Raw genomic sequence first — 18,226 nt, forward strand, 5'->3', positions numbered from 1 at the left:
ATTCCCCCATTATTTAAACTTCTATTACTGTTGCCCCTGTTCCCCCTTCTTCACTTCGAGCGATTTTGAAATCTTTAATTAGAGATGATTTTCTTAAATAATCCCAAATCCCCATAGCTAGTTTCCCAGTTCCTTTTCCGTGTATTATCCTTCCCTCTTTTATTCCAGAACTTATTAAATCCGAAATAAATTTTTCTATTTCGGGTATAGCCTCATTTACCGTATAACCTCTAATATCTAATTCGGATTTTACACTTTTCTTTTGATCTATTTTAACGTAAATCCTTTTTTCTTCACTTTTTTCTTTATCTGAGTTAATTATAGGCTCAATCTCCGTTGGACTATAAGTTATCTCTATCGGAGAACCATCAATCTGAACGGTTATCTTGGAGTTTGTAATCCTTTTTACCGTCCCCTGAATATTATTGGATGCTTTTACTTTCATTCCAACTTTTATCTTAGACTTTTCGATTTTTCGCCCTTTTTGATTTTGAGATAACGCTTTTCTCATCTCTTCAAGTTGTGAAGCCATATTTTCAGATTCTTTTAGTTTTTTGCTGATTTCTTGTGAATCGATTTGATCTTTTTTTTGCTTAATTTCTTTTAATACGGTTTGAATTTGGTTTCTCATATTTTTTATCTGTTCTTTAAGTTGATACAACTCGGGTTCAAGACTTTCTATCTCTTTTTTCTTTAGTTTTTGTAGTTTTTCTTCGTACTCCTTTTTCGTTTTATCGATTTCTTCTTCTTTTTTCTTGATCCTTTCTAAACTTTCTTCGTATTCATTGTGGATAGAAGTTAATCTACTTAGTATTTTTTCACTTTGTGAAAATTCTTCGTTGAGATTTATTTTACTTTCTTCTATAATTTTAGGGTCAATGCCCAATCTTTCGGCTATTTCAATGGCATGGGATGCTCCGGGTACGCCTACAATTAGTTTGTATGTAGGTTTAAGTGTTTCAATGTCAAAAGACATAGAAGCGGCGAGTAGTTTTTCTTCTTCCAAAGAGAATGTTTTGATCTCAGACAGATGTGAAGTAGCAAATATTATGGGCCCTTTCATTAGCAGATACTTCAAAATAGCTTTGCTTAAGGCAGCTCCTTCAATGGGATCGGTTCCTGTTCCTAATTCATCTATCAAAACAAGCGACTTTTCATTGACACTTTCAAGTATATTTTTTAAATTCAACAAATGGGCAGAAAAAGTGCTTAGGTTTTGAGATATATCTTGTTGGTCTCCTATATCCGTGTAAATTTCTTCTATAAAAGGGATTTCAGCCTTTAAAGCTAAGACTGGTAAAGCAGAATGAGCCATAAAAAAAGCTAATCCAATTGATTTCAAAGAAACCGTTTTACCCCCTGTGTTGGGGCCCGTTATTATCATCCCGTTTTTATCGAGTTCAACATCTATGGGGACTATTTTTTCTTTTGGTATTAATGGATGTTTTAGTTCTTTGAGAAGAATCTTTTTAGTAGTATGGGGTAGAGTGAATACTGCATTCATATCTTTGGCGTATCTGGCTTTCGCTATATTGGCATCTATATATTCTATTATTTCTATATTTTTTTCTATTTTAAATTTGTTTTTTTGAAGTTCAAAGGTCAAATTTGAGAGTATCCTATTGATTTCGTTCTTCTCTTGTGAGAATAAATCTGTAAGCTTTTCGTTCAGTTCTATAATCGTATCTGGTTCTACAAACAAAGTAGCACCGGAATCGGATCTTCCAACGGTAATACCTTTTATAACATTTCTACTTTCACTCTTTAACGCTATGCATAATCTTCCGTTTCTTTCCACAGGCTGATCTAAAGAAAGGTATTTAATATACTTACTTTTTATCTTGTTGAATTCTATATTTAATTGACGTTTTACCGTGTCTATGCCGTTTCTTATTCTTTTTAATTCGATTGAGGCGTTATCTTTAATTTCTCCTTCAGGAGTAAAAACTTTAAAGATCTGATCTTTTAACTCAAGTAAAGGTTTGTAATCTGATATCTTATCAGTGAGTAGATCGTTTATACCGCTGTAATGTTTGTGGATGGCATAACCGTCTTGCAAAAACTCTCCAATTTTTCTGAATTCTCTACCTTCAACACTTTCTTTGTTGCCGATCTTTTCAATTATCGAAGGGATATAACTTAAACCGTACAAATCTTTTAATGTACCTTTAATCGCCATATCAAAAAAAACTCGAGAAATGTTCACTTCTCGGTCTAATTCTGTTAGATCTTTGTACATTTTTACATTTTTTAAAAAATAATCTTTCCCATAATCGGTATGACTATAGGTTGAAATTAAATTTAATATTTTTTCGATTTCCAAATCCTTGTAGGTTTTTTCTAAAATTTAAAACTCACTCCCAACGAGATTGGTAGATAATTAACCGTTAGACTTTCTTCTTCGTAGTACCGTGTCTCGTAACCAACAGACAGAGATAAATTGTTGTAGCTGATACCTCCATTAATAAGTATTTCCGTTTTAAAGGTTTTAAAATAGTCTTCCGTGTGTACGCCTCCGAAAGCGGTTACCAATAAATCTAAATTGCCAATTATATTGGTAGTATATTTCATATTCAAACCGAGAGAAATTCCAACATCTTCTACACTTTCCAAACTATCTAATAAATTGTAATTGTAGAAAAATCCCAAATAGGGACCATAAGAAATTTCTTCACTATCTTCGGTTGGAATTAAAAAAGAAATCCTTCCCCCCGTGTAATCTAAACTTTTTTGAATGTCTGTAGTACCTGTTGAATCAAGTGTGTAGGAGTATGACGGGGTTAGTAATAACTCAAAAGCATACGTGACAGTAGTTATGATAAAGAATATGGAAAGTACTAAAAAAAGTTTATTTTTTATCATTTTTTTACTCTCCCTTTTATTCATAAGATGATTGAGTTTTAACCTTGGAGATAATTTTTTCAAAGTTTTCCTTTATCGCTTTTATAGAAAGATCGCATTCGTCTAATTGTTCTTCTCTTGTTGCATGAGAAACAAACTCATCTTTCACACCAAATGAGTAAATTTTTTTATTTCTCAGTTTGAATATCTCTTCGTTGAAACCACCTTTCAAACTTCCCTCTTCATAAACAAAAATATATTCAGCCCTTTGTTCTAATATTTCCAAAAAGTATTCATTTAAAGGTTTGACACTTCGTACCCCGATTATATTAACGTCATAATCTTTAAGAGCATCATAAACATTTTGAGAGATAGTTCCAACGGCAAGGGCGTATATCCTAGAATCAGCCATTTTTAGATACTTCCACTCACCATCTACTATTTGAAGATTGTCGAGTATATTTTGTATTTCTATCGTTTCTCCATCTCTTGGAAATCTAATAAACCGAGGCTTTTTCAAACCCTTTATTACGGAAGTGTAAATCATATTAGCTAAATCTTGGGCGTTCAACGGCGTCCAGATTTCAACATTTGGAATTAACCTCGTATATGCTATATCAAAAACCCCATGATGAGTTGGACCATCTTCTCCAACCAAACCGGCCCTATCCAACAAAAATAGAACTGGGATCTTTTGTAAGGCTACATCATGAATAAGTGAATCAAACGCTCTTTGCATGAAAGTAGAGTAAATATCAACAACCGGCAAGACCCCACCTAAAGACAGAGCAGACGCCGTAGTGACTATACTTGGTTCGGTGATACCCATATCGATGACCTTGTCAGGGCATATTTCTTGAAGGACATTTAGCCCAGTCCCATCGGACATGGCTCCCGTAAAAGCTAAAAACTCATAATCTTTTAAATGAGATAACGTATGCCCAACAATTTTACTGTAAGAGACTTTGTTCAGTTCTTTTTTGGATACGCCATGATATTTGGTGGGAGATTTCTCGGTTTCTTCGAAACCTTTGCCTTTGGTGGTAACAACATGCAGTATTACAGACTTCTCATCATAAGCTTTAATGAATTCTAAAAACTCTTCCATTTTTTTGATATCATGTCCATCGACGGGTCCATAATACTTGATTCCTAACTCTTCAAACAGTGATGCTGGAGTATCGTAAATAGAGAATTTTAAAGCGTTTCTGACTTTCTTTAAAACTGATTCTACATCCTTACCCAAAGAAGAATCTTCTAAAGAACTCTTTAAAATTTCTTTTGCTTGGGTATACTCTTTTTTTATTCTAAAATTATTCAACAATTGGGAAATCGTTCCTACATTTTTTGAAATAGCCATGTTGTTATCGTTTAGAACTATTTTAACTTTTACATCTTGATAGTTCAACTGATTTAACGATTCAAGAGCCATCCCACAACCTAAAGCTCCATCTCCAATAACAGCAACTATATTCCTTTTCCTGTTTTTTATCTTATCAGATAGTGCATAACCCAAAGAGGCTGCTATGGAAGTCCCTGCATGCCCAGCACCGAATCTATCCGCTGGTGATTCGTAGATATTTGTGTACCCACTTATGCCACCTTTTTCACGTATGGTTTTGAAATCTTTCCAACGCCCCGTCAAAAGTTTGTGCACGTAAGATTGATGACTGGTATCCCAAATAATAACGTCTTCTATGGGGTCAAATATCCTGTACAATGCAATTGTTAATTCCACAACGCCCAAATTCGAAGCAAGATGACCATTGTTGTTGTATACAACGTTAAAAATATACTTTCGAATTTCTTGAGCTATTTCTTCTAATTCTTTGTAACTCATGTTCTTAAGTGCATTATACAGAGGAGTATTTTGCGAGGTCATACATGTCGTATAGATTTTAGTTACTTAAAATCTATACTTCCCCCCTTTCAATTTTATGGCTCTACATAATCGATGCTTGTGAACGTGCAATTTTATCCATAATTCCATTAACAAAAGCTGCGGCTTTTTGAGTCGCATAAGTTTTGGTTAACTCCGTTGATTCATTTAATATTACTTTGACGGGTATATCTTTTTTGTTTATTAGCTCGTAGATAAAGATTCTCATTACTGTTTTTTCAATATTTCCTATTCTTTCTACGCGCCAACCTTCTGAGTATTTGTTGATCAAGGCATCATACTCATTTTTATTTTTATAAATATCTTCAATGTATTGTTTAGCTTCCAAATAATAACTTTCTTCTAAATGCGCCTGTTCGTTTAATTTTTCAAAAGTGAATAATATGTTGTCTAATTTAACATCCTTTATGGATAGTTGGAAAAGACTTTCAAAAATTAACTTTCTCATCATCCTTTTTTTCGGTATGTTTTCATTCATTCTTGTCCTTTTGTTCGTCATCCTCCTTTTCAGTTTCAGGGGATTCTTCATTTTCCAAGGTTTCTTCTTCCGTTTCTTCCGTTTCTTCTATTTCTTCGTATTCTTCTTCCAACTCTTCTGGTTTTACAAGATTTTCGATGGATACGTCAATATTCGATACATAAACCTCGGCAATTTTTTCAAGATCGTCTTTAATCACTTTTTGAATATTTTTAGAAAATTCAACGATGTTTTGCCCGTATTTAGCAGGTACTTTTAACGAAATACTAACACTGGCGTCGTCATTAATTGTAATCTTTATACTTTTTTGCAAATCTTTTTGAATTTTCTCGTTATACACCTTTTGTTCCTTCAGATAACCTTCTACACTTTTGAAAACTAAATCTTTTAACACATTTTCTGAAATGCTTATTTCTCCAAAATCATTTTCCTCGTTCAAAGGCATTGTTTTTCCCTCCTTAAGATTAATATTTTACCTATTTTGTAATTATATCATAAATTAAAACATTTTTAACTGATTTTCCTGTGATTCATATTTTTTCTTGTTAATATTTTTAATTCTCTTCAACCTACTTTCCAAGTCAACTCTATTTGACAGTTGAGACAATATTTCTTTTGATCTTTCAATTATTTCTATGGGAAATCCTGCCAATCTTGCTATTTCTATACCATAACTGTTGTCACTGGTGCCATCTTCAATTTTGTGTAAAAATATAACCCCATCCATAGTTTCTAAAACTTTTATCCTTTTTGCAGCAACTTCTTCGTATATATGTGACATATAAGTCAACTCAGTATAATGGGTAGCGAAGATTGTATTGCATCTTTTAACTTGAAATAAATATTCTGAGATTGCCCATGCAACAGAAATACCATCTAACGTACTCGTACCTCTTCCGACTTCATCAAGGAGGACAAGACTGTTATCCGTTGCTTTATTCAATATAGTTGAAACCTCTAGCATCTCGACTAAAAAGGTTGATTTTCCGGTAACTATATCGTCCCTTGCTCCGATTCTTGTAAATATACCATCATAAATAGGGATTTCAGCCTTCTCAGCGGGAACAAAGCAACCAATTTGTGCCATCACACTTATAAGCCCTATTTGTCTTATAAAAGTTGATTTTCCACTCATATTTGGACCTGTCAAAATTATATAAAATTTGTCTTCGCTTAAAAATAAGTCGTTAGGAGTAAATTCATCTACAAATCTTTCCACCACTGGATGTCTTGAGTTGATTATTTTGATTTCTTTGGAGTTTTGCACAAAAGTTGGCCTTTTGTAATTGTAAACTCTACTAACCTCTGCAAAAGACCTAAACACATCCAATTCAGCGATCTTATTGGATAGTTTTTCTATTTTATCTACGTATTGGCTTAGATGTGTCAATACCTTATCGTAAATATCTTTTTCAATAACCTTTATTTTCTCTTCTGATAATGCTAAGCGTTGTTCAACTTCCTCTAATTCTTTTATAGTGTACCTTTCCGTATTAACCAGCGTTTGTTTCCTAACGTAATCATCAGGAACTTTGGAGGACTGCGCTTTTGAAACTTCTATATAGAAACCATAGATCTTATTTCTTCCAACTTTCAAACTGCTAATCTTAGTTTTTTCTTTCTCCCTCTTTTCAATATCTTTCAAAACGCCATCTAAGTTATTAAATAGATTCCTATACTCATCTAACTCTCCGGAAACACCTTCTTTAATTACTTTCCCGTTACCAGGAGCAATAGCAGGTTCTTCAATAATGGTATTTTCGATAAACTCTTTAGCTTCTTTAAGAACATCTACACCATCAAAAAAATCAGACAATCCTGGATTTGAAGTTAAAGATTCAATTATATAGGGAACCACTTCCAAAGAATCCTTTAAGGCTATAAGGTCTTTTGGGGTTGCCTTCATCAAAGAAATCCTGGAAGAGATCCTTTCGAGATCTTTTACAGATGCCAAATATTCTTTTAGTTCTTCCAATAAAAGAGGATCTTCAACTAAATGTTCGACTTTGTTCAACCTTTCTTCTATATTTTCTTTATCGGTCAAAGGAGTAAGGATGAATTCTCTCAATTTCCTATTCCCCATACTGGTTTTTGTTAATTTTAGAATGTCGTAAAGAGTTTTCCCCTTGTTTGAATTGGTGGGAAGAATACCAAGATTTTCTATAGTATTGGAATCTAAAAACATGTAGTTTTTTGTCTTAAACCGTTTTGGAAGTCTCATATGTTTAATCTTTGAAAATTGTGTGACTTCTAAGTACTTTAAAACAGCGTCGGCTACTTTTAATTCATCATCGTCGTAATCCAAATGATCAAGACTTAAAACTTCGTAGGTTTCTTTCAAATGGTCTTTGAAATTGTTTGAAAAGTACCATTCGTCCAATATTTCTACATAAATCTCGTTTGTTAAATTTTTTATCTTTTTTGATAGTTGTTCAAGTTCTTTAGATAACAAAATCTGTACCAAACCAAAAGAGGAAATAAAGTCCAATAGTTCATCCTCTTTGAAGTCAAATGAATCTAAATAGAAGTCACCGGTTGAAAAATCAAAAATAGCTATTTTATACAAATTCCCATTTTTGGTAATCAAGGCGGCAAATCTGTTACTTTCTTCCAACATTCCTTCGTCTATGATGGTACCAGGCGTCAGTATTCTAGTTACTTTTCTATCGACTATACCTTTTGAACTTTGAGGATCCTCCATCTGTTCACATATAGCTACTTTATACCCGGCATCTAAAAGCCTTTTTAAATAGTTGTTTAAGGCATGGTATGGAATCCCTGCCATAGGATTACCATTTCTTTTCGTTAAGACAATTTGCAATATTTCACTGACTTTTTTGGCATCTTCAAAAAAAGTTTCATAAAAATCTCCGAGTCTAAAAAGTAAAATAGAGTCTTTATATTCTTCCTTTATCTTTAGATATTGCTTTATCATCGGAGTTAAGTCACTCATAATTGATCCTCCTCACATTCTTTGACGCCATGTTACCTTTTAACAATTGGTTTATTACTAATATATCATCTCTTTAATCAAAAGAAGGACGCATTATTTCAGGCGCCCTCTTTTGATTTGAAAAGTTAATAAAATTTGGTTGGTGATAAATAAAACGGTGTTCCATTATTTTTCGTTGTTTTCTTTAGTGGTGGCTTCACTCTTGGTTGTTATTACTTTATCTATGAGACCATAGTTTAGAGCTTCTTGTGCATTCATAAAAAAGTCTCTCTCAGTATCTTTTTCTATTTTTTCTAAAGATTGTCCAGTATGTTTACTAAGTATGTTGTTTAGATCATCTTTTAATCTTAAAATTTCTCTAGCGTGTATTTGTATATCGATCGCTGTTCCTTCGGCGCCACCCCAAGGTTGATGTATCATTATTCTTGAATAAGGTAAAGAATACCTTTTACCTTTTGCACCAGCAGCCAATAATACCGCTCCCATTGAGGCAGCCTGACCTATACATATAGTTGAAATATCTGGCTTTACGTACTGCATCGTATCGTATATTCCTAATCCTGAGGTTACAGAACCTCCTGGAGAGTTTATGTATAAAAATATATCTTTGTCTGGATCCTGAGATTCTAGGAAGAGTAATTGGGCAATTATTACATTAGCCACATCATCGTTTATGGGTGTCCCTAAAAAAACTATTCTATCTTTCAACAATCTAGAATAGATATCATAAGCCCTTTCGTATCTTCCTTCAGTTTCTATAACTACCGGCATAGGTATTGACATAATTTATCGCCTTCCTTTCTTGATCTTTTCTATAATTTTTTTGGCTTCAAGTGTAGATAACACTATTTGACCGCTATCCATGTAAATAATCGATTTAACTGCTTTGCCATATGAAGCATCAATTAAACTAACAGAAGCAGTTAAAGGTGGAGGCAAATTTTCTAACTCGTTTGCATCTCCAAACTGAGTAACTACATCTATTCCATGATAAATCTTTTTTATTTTGCCAAACTGAACAAAGGAATCTGGAACTATAGAATGAATCCTCTCAGTAGGCACAAAAACACCTTTCCCAACCGATATAAACATTTCTATCAATCTTCCTCTTCCATATGCTTTTCGCTAAATTAATTATACACAACAAATATTATTTTTTGATTAAATTATCCTTAATCGATATCAGCCGACTCGCTCAATTGATTTTTTATCTTTTCGTATTTTTCATCAATTTGTGCTTTTTCTTCCTTTAAGCCAACTAATTTTTCTCTTGCGTAGGTAAGTATATCCAATGCTTTTTTATAAATTTCAAGGGCATTTTCAACATCCAATTCGTCTTGCTTTTCATTTTGAAAGTAATCGTTGATACGTTCCAAGAGTTTTAATTGTTCTTTGAAGCTCAAACTTTTAATTTCTTCCTCACTGAGTTTAATTATTTCTTCCATCCTTCTTTATTCACCCCTTTCATTGAATTTCTTCTTGCTTTAAGAAACTTTAACCATGTTTAGCGCCCCTTCGCCCCGCAGCCCGCCCCACAATCGGCCCAGATGACATTTTCTTATTTGAGGGGCGTGGTAGTATAATAAATATAAATACTTAAAAGAGGTGATTTTTGTGAAGTCTTACCCCTCAGAGTTAAAAGCTAACGTTGTTAAAGAGTGTATCGAAAAAGGTGTTTCTTGTTCTCAACTTAGTAAAACTTACAACATCCCTGCCAGAAATATCCAAAAATGGGTTAAGAAGTTTAGAGATTCTGGTGAGAATTATTCTTGCTTTTTCAATGGCTCTTTCAATAAAAATTCCATTGTTTCTCGTGGCTCTAAGGTTCCTCCTGTGGTTTACGAGAATGCCGGTGTCGATTTGGATGAGATTTCTCGGCTTTGTATGGAATATCCTGATCTCGCTCAGACTCTTCAAGCTTTGAAAGATTTGGTGATCGAAAAGGATATTGAGATCAGAGTTCTTAGAGAACAAGTTGAGTTCGTAAAAAAAAATTTGAATCAGAGAAAATGATGGAAAATAACCATTTTGATTTTACACCCATTTTGGATATTCAATATGTCAATAGGTTACATCGAGAGTACGGCGTTTCTCTTTCTTATCTTTTTGAAGAGTTTAACGTGAAACCTAGAACTTATTATTACAAGACGAGGCTCTTCTTGGATACAGGTTCTTTGTCAAAGAAAAAGCATTCTAATTCTAAAACTCGAGGTTTTTGCTATACTGTGAATGGCGATAAGGTTCCTGATGAGTTTGTAATCGCTGAACTAATAAAAATCAAGGAACATCTCAATATGTATGTCTCAAAGCATTATTTGAAAACTCTTGGTTCTACTAAGCTGTGTGCGTATTTCAAGAAAAATTATGGAATAATTATCAATCATAAAAAGATGAGACGTTTGAAACACGAAATCGGTTTGGTTGGAAAATATACAAACCATTCACCACATCCAAGAAGAGGCCCTCAAAAACATGTTGCAACCGCTCCTAACCAATTTTGGGAAATGGATATCAAATACTTTAAAACTAAAGATGGTTATGTACAGGTGTTCACTATAATTGATACTTTTGATAGACAAATTGTTGGTTCTTACATCGGTCCATCATGTAAATCAAAGGATATAATTAAAACAATCTTTGAAGCTCTTAGGTACAGAGGAATATCAGGAAAAGGCTTGATTATTAGATCAGATAACGGTACTCAGTTCACTTCTTTGTTAACAGAAAATTTTATGAGAAATGTTGGTATAGTCCATGAGTTTGGATATCCACATAATCCAGATTGTCAAGCCTTTATCGAATCTTTTCATTCAAGTGTCCAAAGAGAGTTTGTACCTTTGAATACTTTTACTAATATTAGTGATTTCACTATGAAATACAAAGTGTATTTGGATTTTTACCTTAACATTAGACCTCATGGTTCTTTGAACTACTTGACACCAAATGAGTTCCATGTTTTATACAAAGAAAATAGAATAAAAATTAAGGAAATCAAAGAAAAACTTATCATTTTTGAGTAAAATCGAGATACGCCTCTCTAATTTCTGATATTCGGGGTTCCGTCCGCGCCCATCTAAAGTTATCACCATTTTTGAATCTTTTCTATGCTAGATTCAGCTTCTCCATCTTTAAATATTAATTTAACCTCGTCTTTTGTTTGTAATTTTTCAACACTATCAATGATCTCTTCACCTTTTTTTACCAAAACTCCGTTATTTAAAAAAGCAGCAAAAGGACTCGACTTAGTGAGCTCTTGAAAAGTACTAAATAAAAGCCTTTCTGATACTTCGAACTTACTTTTCAACTCAGAAACAATTTCATTCGTTGTACTTATTATATTTTGATTGTAAGTTTTGATGCTATATTCTATGAATCTTTGAATATATAGTAATTTGTTTAAAGAGATTGATTTTTCACTACTTTCAATCATTTGATTAATTTTTCTATTAATGCTAAGTTGATCTTCGTCCAAAACTCTGAACATATTTATCAATTCTCTACCGAGGTAGTATTTAATGTTGTTAATTGTATTGAAAGAAAGTAAGTTCTCCATTTGGGAATAAACATTGGTAAAAGAATAGGTTATATTTTTTTCTAAAGTTTCTAGAGTATCTGCGAAATAGTTAATTTGGTTGACTATGTCTCTTGATACCTCTGTAGGTGTTGAATAGTTTTTCCAACTAACATAATCAGGGATTGTAGAATCTTGCTCGTGACCTATTCCTGTAAGAACAGGGATCTTTCTATTAAACTTTGCTATAAGAGAACCAAGTTCAAAATCATCAAAATACATCAGATCGCTTTTTGAACCGCCTCCTCTAATTATAACAACTACATCGTAATCGATGCTTGACTTTAAAATGGCAAACAAGGCTTTTTTGATTCCAGGCACTGTTTCTGCTCCCTGCATGGGGGCAGGGTATAGGTGTACAATAGGAATAAACCTAGAATGATTAATGTTTTTTTGAAAATCTCCAAAACCTGCGGCGGTTGGTGAAGTAATAACGGCTATCTTTTTTATTGGATCAAGTTCTATTAGTTCGTGTTTCACTTTCCTCAAAAGGTTGCTCTTTTCCAGCTTTTCCAATATTTCTTTTTTCTTCTTTTCTATTTCAGAAGCACCTAAAGGTATTATTGATGAACCTGATACTACATACTTAGCTTCTCTTTTCCAAAAATTAACAACCCCTTGAAACTTCCATCTTTTGTTGAAGAGTTCCCTTTCGTTGTCAATACTGCAATGTTCAAAAACATATGGAACAACAGTTTGGCTGAAAACAACTGTTATTGAATAATTGGAACTTCCCACCCTTTGAGAAAGTTCGACGTAGAGATCCCCTCTTTTGCTATACTTTGCATGAGTTACATCACCTATAACCTCGATCTCTTGTCTGTAAAGAGGAGAACTGCTGAATATACTGTTCAAATATTCTATTAACTCTTGTATACTTTCAAATTTAAATTCTTCTTGTTGGGAAAATAACAACGGTAAGCTCTCCTTTCACTTGATCTTTTGATTCAAAAAATTTTATCCCTTCAGAAATCTTCCCTTTAAAAAATTCTTGATACAGTTTCGTCATTTCTCGGGCAACGAGTACATCTATCTCTCCAAAAATTTCCAAAATCTCTTGCAAGGTTTTTTTTATTCTATTTGGAGATTCAAAAAAAACTATTGGATATTCGAACTCTTTTATCTCTCTCAAAAGTCTTCTCAATTTTTTATCCCGAGGTAAAAAACCTAAGAACAAAAACTTCGAAGCAGGGAATCCACTCACAGCTAAAGCAGAAGTTAAGGCTGAAGGGCCTGGCACCACATCTATTGGAATACCTTTTTCCCAACATCTTTGTACTAAGTTAAAGCCAGGATCTGCTAAAACAGGCATACCCGCATCTGATACTAAGGCTGTTATATTATGACTTTCAATCAAAGATAGAACTGTGTCCATAATCTTTTCTGAGTTTGCCTCGTTGAAAGCGAATAACTCCTTTTTGCCCAGTTCAAAATGATTTATCAATTTCAAGGTAACCCTTTTATCCTCCGTGAGTATCAAGTCAGCTTCTTTCAAGGTTTTTAAGGCTCTTAAAGAAATATCTTCTAAATTACCTATGGGTGTGCCAACTAGAATTAATTTTCCCATTTTGATTTTTCACATCCAACAATTTTGTTTAAATCGCATTGATGTTCTCCTGCAAAGTCGGAATTGTTGTATCCATCTAAATAAGTTAAGTCTTCCAATTTCCAGAAAATGTCGCCTAAAAAATCCATCAAGAACTTAGTTAAATCAACCTTTTTTCCCTTTTCTTCTATTTCTAGAAGATACATTATCTCCGAAAATTCTTTTTTATACCTTATACAATTATCAGGGTTTAACAACTCATCTACTACTATTTCCGGGTCTTTATTTAAAAGATATCTTTTTTTCATTACCATCCTTTGACTTTTTAAATTGTCAAAATCAATATCTTCTTCTTTTATAAACCCTTCTTCCTCTTCTCTAAGTCCCTTTTTTATTTCTTTTTTAAGATTTGTAGTCCACACTTTTTCGCCCTTTTTTATCTCTAACCGCGTTCTCAAACCATTTTTATCGTACCATTGAAGTATAAGCCATTCATCAAAGGCCTGTGATACTAACTTTTTAAATATATATATATCGGGTATTCTATACTTTCTCTCATTCTCATATTTCAATGCGATCTCCTCTTTACTTAACTTGTAATTATATATATAATTATACCATATCAACGCCATTTTCTTTGAACAATGCTCAAAATCTTGTTAAATATCCTTGAAAAAGAATTTTTAGGTCATAAAAAAGAGAAATTTCATAAATATTTTACTTTTATGAAAATAAGAAACTTGACAAAACCAAAATAACTCATTATAATTGACACGAATTTTATCAATGACCAACGTTCGGAAAAAGATAAATTATGCCTAAGGAGGTAAACAAATATGACAAAGGATGAGTTGTTCGAAAAAGTAAAAGAAATAATCGTAGATACATTGAGTGTCGACGAGGATGAAGTTACATTGGATGCCTCATTTACCGATGATTTAGACGCGGATTCTTTAGAGCTAGTGGATTTAACTATGGCTTTTGAGTCTGAATTCGGAGTAACGATAGAGGACGAAGAGTTAGAAAAAATCAAAACCGTTGAAAATGCGGTTAATTTATTATCTGAAAAATTGAACATCGACGATGAGGATTGAATTAATCACAAAATGAGGGGAGCTTTCGCTCCCCCTTGTTTTTTAAAATATGGTAATTTTTTCTTAAAAAAGAGGTGAAAAAATAATGGCTGAAAAATATATTATAGTAACCGGTGGAGTACTCAGTGGGATAGGAAAAGGAGTCGTTTCGGCTTCAATAGGAAGGCTTTTAAAAGAATTAGGATTAAAAGTCAATTCTTTGAAAATAGATCCCTATCTAAATGTAGATGCAGGAACTATGAACCCAAATCAACATGGAGAAGTTTTTGTCACAGAAGATGGCTACGAAGCAGACCTTGATTTGGGCCATTACGAGAGATTTTTAGGGATAGAGATGAAAAGTTTTAACAATATGACAGCTGGTCAAGTTTATAAATATGTTATTGAAAAAGAAAGAGAAGGAAAGTATTTAGGAGCCACCGTTCAGATGGTGCCTCACGTCACCGAAAGAATAAAGGAAAGGATCGAAGAGATAGACACAGAAATTTTACTCATTGAAATAGGAGGTACCGTTGGCGATATTGAAGGTGAAATATTTTTAGAGGCTGTAAGAGAGCTATCCTTTGAGAAAGGCCGAGAAAATTTTATGTTCATACATGTAACCTTTGTTCCTTACTTACATGTTACCAACGAGTTTAAAACTAAGCCAACTCAACAATCCATTCAACTTTTAAGAAGGATAGGAATCCAACCGGATATGCTTTTGGTAAGAACGGAAAAAGAGATAGATCTTTCCAGTCTTGAAAAAGTAGCTTTGTTTGGAGGCGTTCCTTTAGAGTACGTTGTCAACCTTCCTGATTTAGCCAACGTTTATGAAGTTCCTCAAATGCTCTATGAAAAGAATATTCATTCCCTTATTACCAGCAAATTGAATTTGGAAATATCAAAAGAAGTAGAGGAATTAAGTTGGAAATGCCCCAAAACATTTAAAAACCTTAAAATTGCTATGATTTGCAAGTATTTAGGTACCGATGATGCCTACAAGAGTATAATGGAAAGTGTTTTTTTAACTGGCACTAAAAGACCTGATCTAATAAACTCCGAAGAACTGGAAGAAATGAGTGAAGAGGAAATCAAAATACTTTTAAGTAAATACGAAGGTATAATTATCCCAGGAGGATTTGGAGCAAGAGGAATAGAAGGAAAGATAAAAGCTATAAAATATGCTCGTGAAAATAATGTTCCTCTTCTAGGGATTTGTCTGGGTATGCAACTAATGGTCATTGAGTATGCCAGAAATGTTTTCGGCTACAAAGAAGCTAATTCTACAGAATTCGACGAAAATACTCCTTATCCTGTTATAGATTTGATGGAAGAACAAAAAAAGATGTTGAATTTGGGTGGTACTATGAGACTCGGCGCTCAAAAAATTGAGATACTTCCCAACACGAAACTTCACAAGATTTATGGAGAAAAAAATTCTGCCTTTGAAAGGCACAGACACCGTTATGAGGTCAATTACAAAGAGTTCGAGAATATGTTTGAAAAAGGAAAAAATGTTCCTAATAAACTTTCTATTTCTGCTATGACAGATTTCGTTGAAGCCATTGAATTGAATTCTCATGCTTTTTATATTGGCATTCAATACCATCCGGAATTTAAAACAAAAGTTGGAGATCCACATCCTATCTTCAAAGCATTTATTGAAGCAATAGAACAAAATAAGTGAAAAGGGGGAAAAGAATGACTTTTTATGAATTATATTTACGTTCTTTTTATGATTCAAATGGTGACGGTCTTGGAGATTTACAGGGATTAAAACAAAAACTGGATTACCTTTGTGATTTGGGAGTTGATCATGTCTGGTTCTTACCGATTATGAAATCTCCAGCCTTTCATGGTTATACAGTCTCCAATTTTTTTGAGGTTAACCCTGTTTATGGGGATTTAAAAGATTTAAGAGAGACATTAAACGAGGGCCACAAGAAAGGTATTAAATTTATCCTTGATCTTCCTATTAACCATGTTGCAGTAACATCAGAATGGTTTCAACGCGCACTTAGGGGAGAAGAGCCCTACAAAAATTGGTTCATTTGGGCTAACGATAAGGCTGATTTAGAAGAAAAAAGACATTGGGACGAAAGTAAAATCTGGCAAAAGATAGGTGATAGGTATTTTTACGGCATCTTCGGTCCTGCTTCTCCTGACCTTAATTTTGAAAACAAAGAATTGTGGGAAGAGATAAAAAGAATCTTTAAATTCTGGTTAGACAATGGTTTTGATGGCTTTAGATTAGATGCTGCAAAGCACATTTTTGATTTTGACATTGAAAAGATGAGATTCCATTACCAACACGAAAAAAATATCGAATTCTGGAAAGAGATGGTTAGCTATATAAAATCCATAAAAAACGATGCTTTAGTTATAAGTGAGGTCTGGGATGCACCGGAAATAGTAAGAAAGTACGAAGGAATATTCGATATAAGTTTTAATTTTCCTCTTGCAGAGGATTTAAAGATGACGCTAAAAAATGAATCACCTCAGGAACTAGTAGAAACATTGAAAAAATGTATGACAGAGTATCTACCAAATGGTAAGGTTCTATCTATGTCAGGTAATTTTTTAACTAATCACGATATGACAAGGATTCTGTCTGACTTAAAAGACGAGGAGAAAGTAAAGTTAGGTTTTTCAATTCTTTATACCCTTCCAGGGATTCCTTTTATCTACTATGGCGAGGAAACAGGAATGAAAGGCATACCCCTTGACGTTAATTTTACCGAAGACAGTCAAGAACCATTTCATTGGTACGAAAATGGTTTTGGACCTGGTCAAACGGAATGGAAAGGGTATAAATTCAACCCTCCATATTCGGGGGAATCTTTTGAAGAGCAGATAAACAAGAAAAATTCGATTTTAAATATCATAAAAAATTTGATTAGATTTAGAAAGTCTAACCCATGGATTGACGATGCACGGATCGAGATTTTGAATTTTGACCAAAATATGGTAAAATTAAGGTGTTATAGTCAATTAAATGAATTTATAGCTTATTATAACCTAAAATCTTCCAAATGCTCCGTTTTGCTTGAAAATGGAGAAGAATTATTGTCTATTGGAAACAATAAAGCAGCACAAGGTTATGTTGAACTTTCACCTTACGGTGTTTATTTAATCAAAAAAAGTTGAAGGGATTGTGGGGGTCAATTAGAGAGGTGATACAAAAATGCACAAAAAACGATACACTACTATTATAATGCTCTTAACGCTTTCGTTGGCAGCGTTCTCTTTATCCCCCTATGTAAATGTTAACAATCAAGAGGATGTCAAAGAAGATATAACTATTAAAACCGTTTTATTCGATTTTATTTCATCACAATACAAACTAGCAGTCGGGAAAGATATGCCACAAGATAGGTTGCAATTACTTGTTTCCTCCATTATGGAAGCTTCAAAAATCTTTGAAATATCCCCTTTGATGATAGCGGCAATAATAGACACTGAAACAAATTTCAAAAATATTATTGGCAGTTACGGAGAAGTAGGTTACATGCAGCTTAGACCATCAACCGCGCAGTTTGTTGTAAACAAATATTATGACCTTTTTGCAAGTTTGAATTATACTGAAACGAGTTTGGATTGGATTGAAGAAAGACTTTTATTAGATCCTAGGTACAACATACTTGTCGGGACAGCTTATTTGAAGTATTTGATGGAAACTCACGGCGATCCTTACAAAGCCCTCGGGTGGTACAATGGCGGCGGAAATGATTATTACGCAAATAAAGTAGTTTATAACATAAATAAGATTGCCATTAAATATCCAATTATTTAAAAAAACTATTTGACTTTTGTTCAGACAATTTGTTTGATTGACATTGTTGCAAATATATGATAAAATTT

18 protein-coding genes are annotated in these 18,226 nt (G+C 33.4%); 6 read left to right on the plus strand and 12 right to left on the minus strand.

Going from position 1 to position 18,226, the window contains the following annotated elements; genetic code table 11:
* Positions 1 to 13 precede the first annotated feature (13 nt).
* The 9 genes from X925_RS06705 to X925_RS06745 all read right to left on the minus strand — a co-directional run bounded on the left by X925_RS06705 (position 14) and on the right by X925_RS06745 (position 9,617).
* Positions 14 to 2,347 carry an endonuclease MutS2 gene (locus tag X925_RS06705; protein ID WP_121959508.1) on the minus strand — a complete coding sequence of 778 codons (2,334 nt, stop codon included), beginning with the start codon at positions 2,345 to 2,347 and terminating at the stop codon, positions 14 to 16.
* On the minus strand, positions 2,341 to 2,862 hold the full coding sequence (locus X925_RS06710; RefSeq protein WP_121959509.1) for a hypothetical protein: 522 nt from the start codon (positions 2,860 to 2,862) through the stop codon (positions 2,341 to 2,343). The genes X925_RS06705 and X925_RS06710 overlap by 7 nt, the downstream gene beginning before the upstream one ends.
* A 16-nt stretch (positions 2,863 to 2,878) precedes the next feature.
* Entirely contained in the window at positions 2,879 to 4,723 is a 1,845-nt protein-coding gene (gene dxs / locus X925_RS06715; RefSeq protein WP_121959510.1) for a 1-deoxy-D-xylulose-5-phosphate synthase, read from the minus strand.
* Between the two features lie 61 nt (positions 4,724 to 4,784).
* Positions 4,785 to 5,240 carry a transcription antitermination factor NusB gene (nusB, locus tag X925_RS06720; RefSeq protein ID WP_012208827.1) on the minus strand — a complete coding sequence of 152 codons (456 nt, stop codon included), beginning with the start codon at positions 5,238 to 5,240 and terminating at the stop codon, positions 4,785 to 4,787.
* Positions 5,212 to 5,664 carry an Asp23/Gls24 family envelope stress response protein gene (locus tag X925_RS06725; RefSeq protein WP_121959512.1) on the minus strand — a complete coding sequence of 151 codons (453 nt, stop codon included), beginning with the start codon at positions 5,662 to 5,664 and terminating at the stop codon, positions 5,212 to 5,214. Before X925_RS06725 ends, nusB begins: the two co-directional genes overlap by 29 nt.
* Before the next feature lie 54 nt (positions 5,665 to 5,718).
* Positions 5,719 to 8,172: a DNA mismatch repair protein MutS gene (mutS, locus tag X925_RS06730; RefSeq protein ID WP_121959513.1), complete on the minus strand. Its 2,454-nt coding sequence runs from the start codon at positions 8,170 to 8,172 to the stop codon at positions 5,719 to 5,721.
* 165 nt (positions 8,173 to 8,337) lie between these two features.
* Positions 8,338 to 8,955 (minus strand): ATP-dependent Clp endopeptidase proteolytic subunit ClpP, encoded by a 618-nt coding sequence (gene clpP / locus X925_RS06735; protein WP_103065505.1) that lies wholly within the window; start codon positions 8,953 to 8,955, stop codon positions 8,338 to 8,340.
* Between the two features lie 3 nt (positions 8,956 to 8,958).
* A complete protein-coding gene (locus tag X925_RS06740; protein WP_012208831.1) occupies positions 8,959 to 9,264 on the minus strand; it encodes an extracellular matrix/biofilm biosynthesis regulator RemA family protein in 306 nt (101 codons plus the stop codon).
* A gap of 80 nt (positions 9,265 to 9,344) precedes the next feature.
* Positions 9,345 to 9,617, minus strand: a complete 273-nt coding sequence (locus tag X925_RS06745) for a hypothetical protein (protein ID WP_012208832.1) — start codon at positions 9,615 to 9,617, stop codon at positions 9,345 to 9,347.
* 169 nt (positions 9,618 to 9,786) lie between these two features.
* Here X925_RS06745 and X925_RS06750 point away from each other — a divergent pair, with 169 nt between their 5' ends.
* Together X925_RS06750 and X925_RS06755 are read left to right on the plus strand one after the other, a co-directional pair.
* Positions 9,787 to 10,185 carry a transposase gene (locus X925_RS06750; RefSeq protein WP_158245437.1) on the plus strand — a complete coding sequence of 133 codons (399 nt, stop codon included), beginning with the start codon at positions 9,787 to 9,789 and terminating at the stop codon, positions 10,183 to 10,185.
* Positions 10,182 to 11,192: an IS3 family transposase gene (locus X925_RS06755; protein WP_121959515.1), complete on the plus strand. Its 1,011-nt coding sequence runs from the start codon at positions 10,182 to 10,184 to the stop codon at positions 11,190 to 11,192. Before X925_RS06750 ends, X925_RS06755 begins: the two co-directional genes overlap by 4 nt.
* 62 nt (positions 11,193 to 11,254) lie before the next feature.
* Here the strand turns inward: X925_RS06755 and xseA are convergent, their stop codons facing one another.
* From xseA to X925_RS06770, 3 genes are read right to left on the minus strand one after another with little or no spacing between them, the layout of a single operon-like run.
* Entirely contained in the window at positions 11,255 to 12,658 is a 1,404-nt protein-coding gene (gene xseA / locus X925_RS06760) for an exodeoxyribonuclease VII large subunit (RefSeq protein WP_121959516.1), read from the minus strand.
* Positions 12,630 to 13,310, minus strand: a complete 681-nt coding sequence (gene rsmI / locus X925_RS06765) for a 16S rRNA (cytidine(1402)-2'-O)-methyltransferase (protein WP_121959517.1) — start codon at positions 13,308 to 13,310, stop codon at positions 12,630 to 12,632. The genes xseA and rsmI overlap by 29 nt, the downstream gene beginning before the upstream one ends.
* Positions 13,298 to 13,861: a hypothetical protein gene (locus X925_RS06770; protein ID WP_121959518.1), complete on the minus strand. Its 564-nt coding sequence runs from the start codon at positions 13,859 to 13,861 to the stop codon at positions 13,298 to 13,300. Before X925_RS06770 ends, rsmI begins: the two co-directional genes overlap by 13 nt.
* Positions 13,862 to 14,125: 264 nt before the next feature.
* On the opposite strand from X925_RS06770, the gene acpP reads away from it, so the two are divergent.
* The 4 genes from acpP (at position 14,126) to X925_RS06790 (ending at position 18,158) form a co-directional block, all read left to right on the plus strand.
* Positions 14,126 to 14,383: an acyl carrier protein gene (gene acpP, locus X925_RS06775; protein ID WP_012208836.1), complete on the plus strand. Its 258-nt coding sequence runs from the start codon at positions 14,126 to 14,128 to the stop codon at positions 14,381 to 14,383.
* An 85-nt stretch (positions 14,384 to 14,468) separates the two neighbouring features.
* Positions 14,469 to 16,052, plus strand: a complete 1,584-nt coding sequence (locus X925_RS06780) for a CTP synthase (RefSeq protein ID WP_121959519.1) — start codon at positions 14,469 to 14,471, stop codon at positions 16,050 to 16,052.
* 14 nt (positions 16,053 to 16,066) lie between these two features.
* Positions 16,067 to 17,512, plus strand: coding sequence for an alpha-amylase family glycosyl hydrolase (locus X925_RS06785; RefSeq protein WP_121959520.1), 1,446 nt, complete (start codon positions 16,067 to 16,069; stop codon positions 17,510 to 17,512).
* Positions 17,513 to 17,549: 37 nt separating this feature from the next.
* Complete coding sequence (locus X925_RS06790; RefSeq protein WP_012208838.1) at positions 17,550 to 18,158, plus strand: transglycosylase SLT domain-containing protein; 609 nt, start codon at positions 17,550 to 17,552, stop codon at positions 18,156 to 18,158.
* The last annotated feature ends 68 nt before the right edge of the window (positions 18,159 to 18,226 follow it).

Origin of the sequence: Petrotoga sp. 9T1HF07.CasAA.8.2 (genome assembly GCF_002895585.1) — a bacterium.
Lineage (GTDB): Bacteria > Thermotogota > Thermotogae > Petrotogales > Petrotogaceae > Petrotoga > Petrotoga mobilis.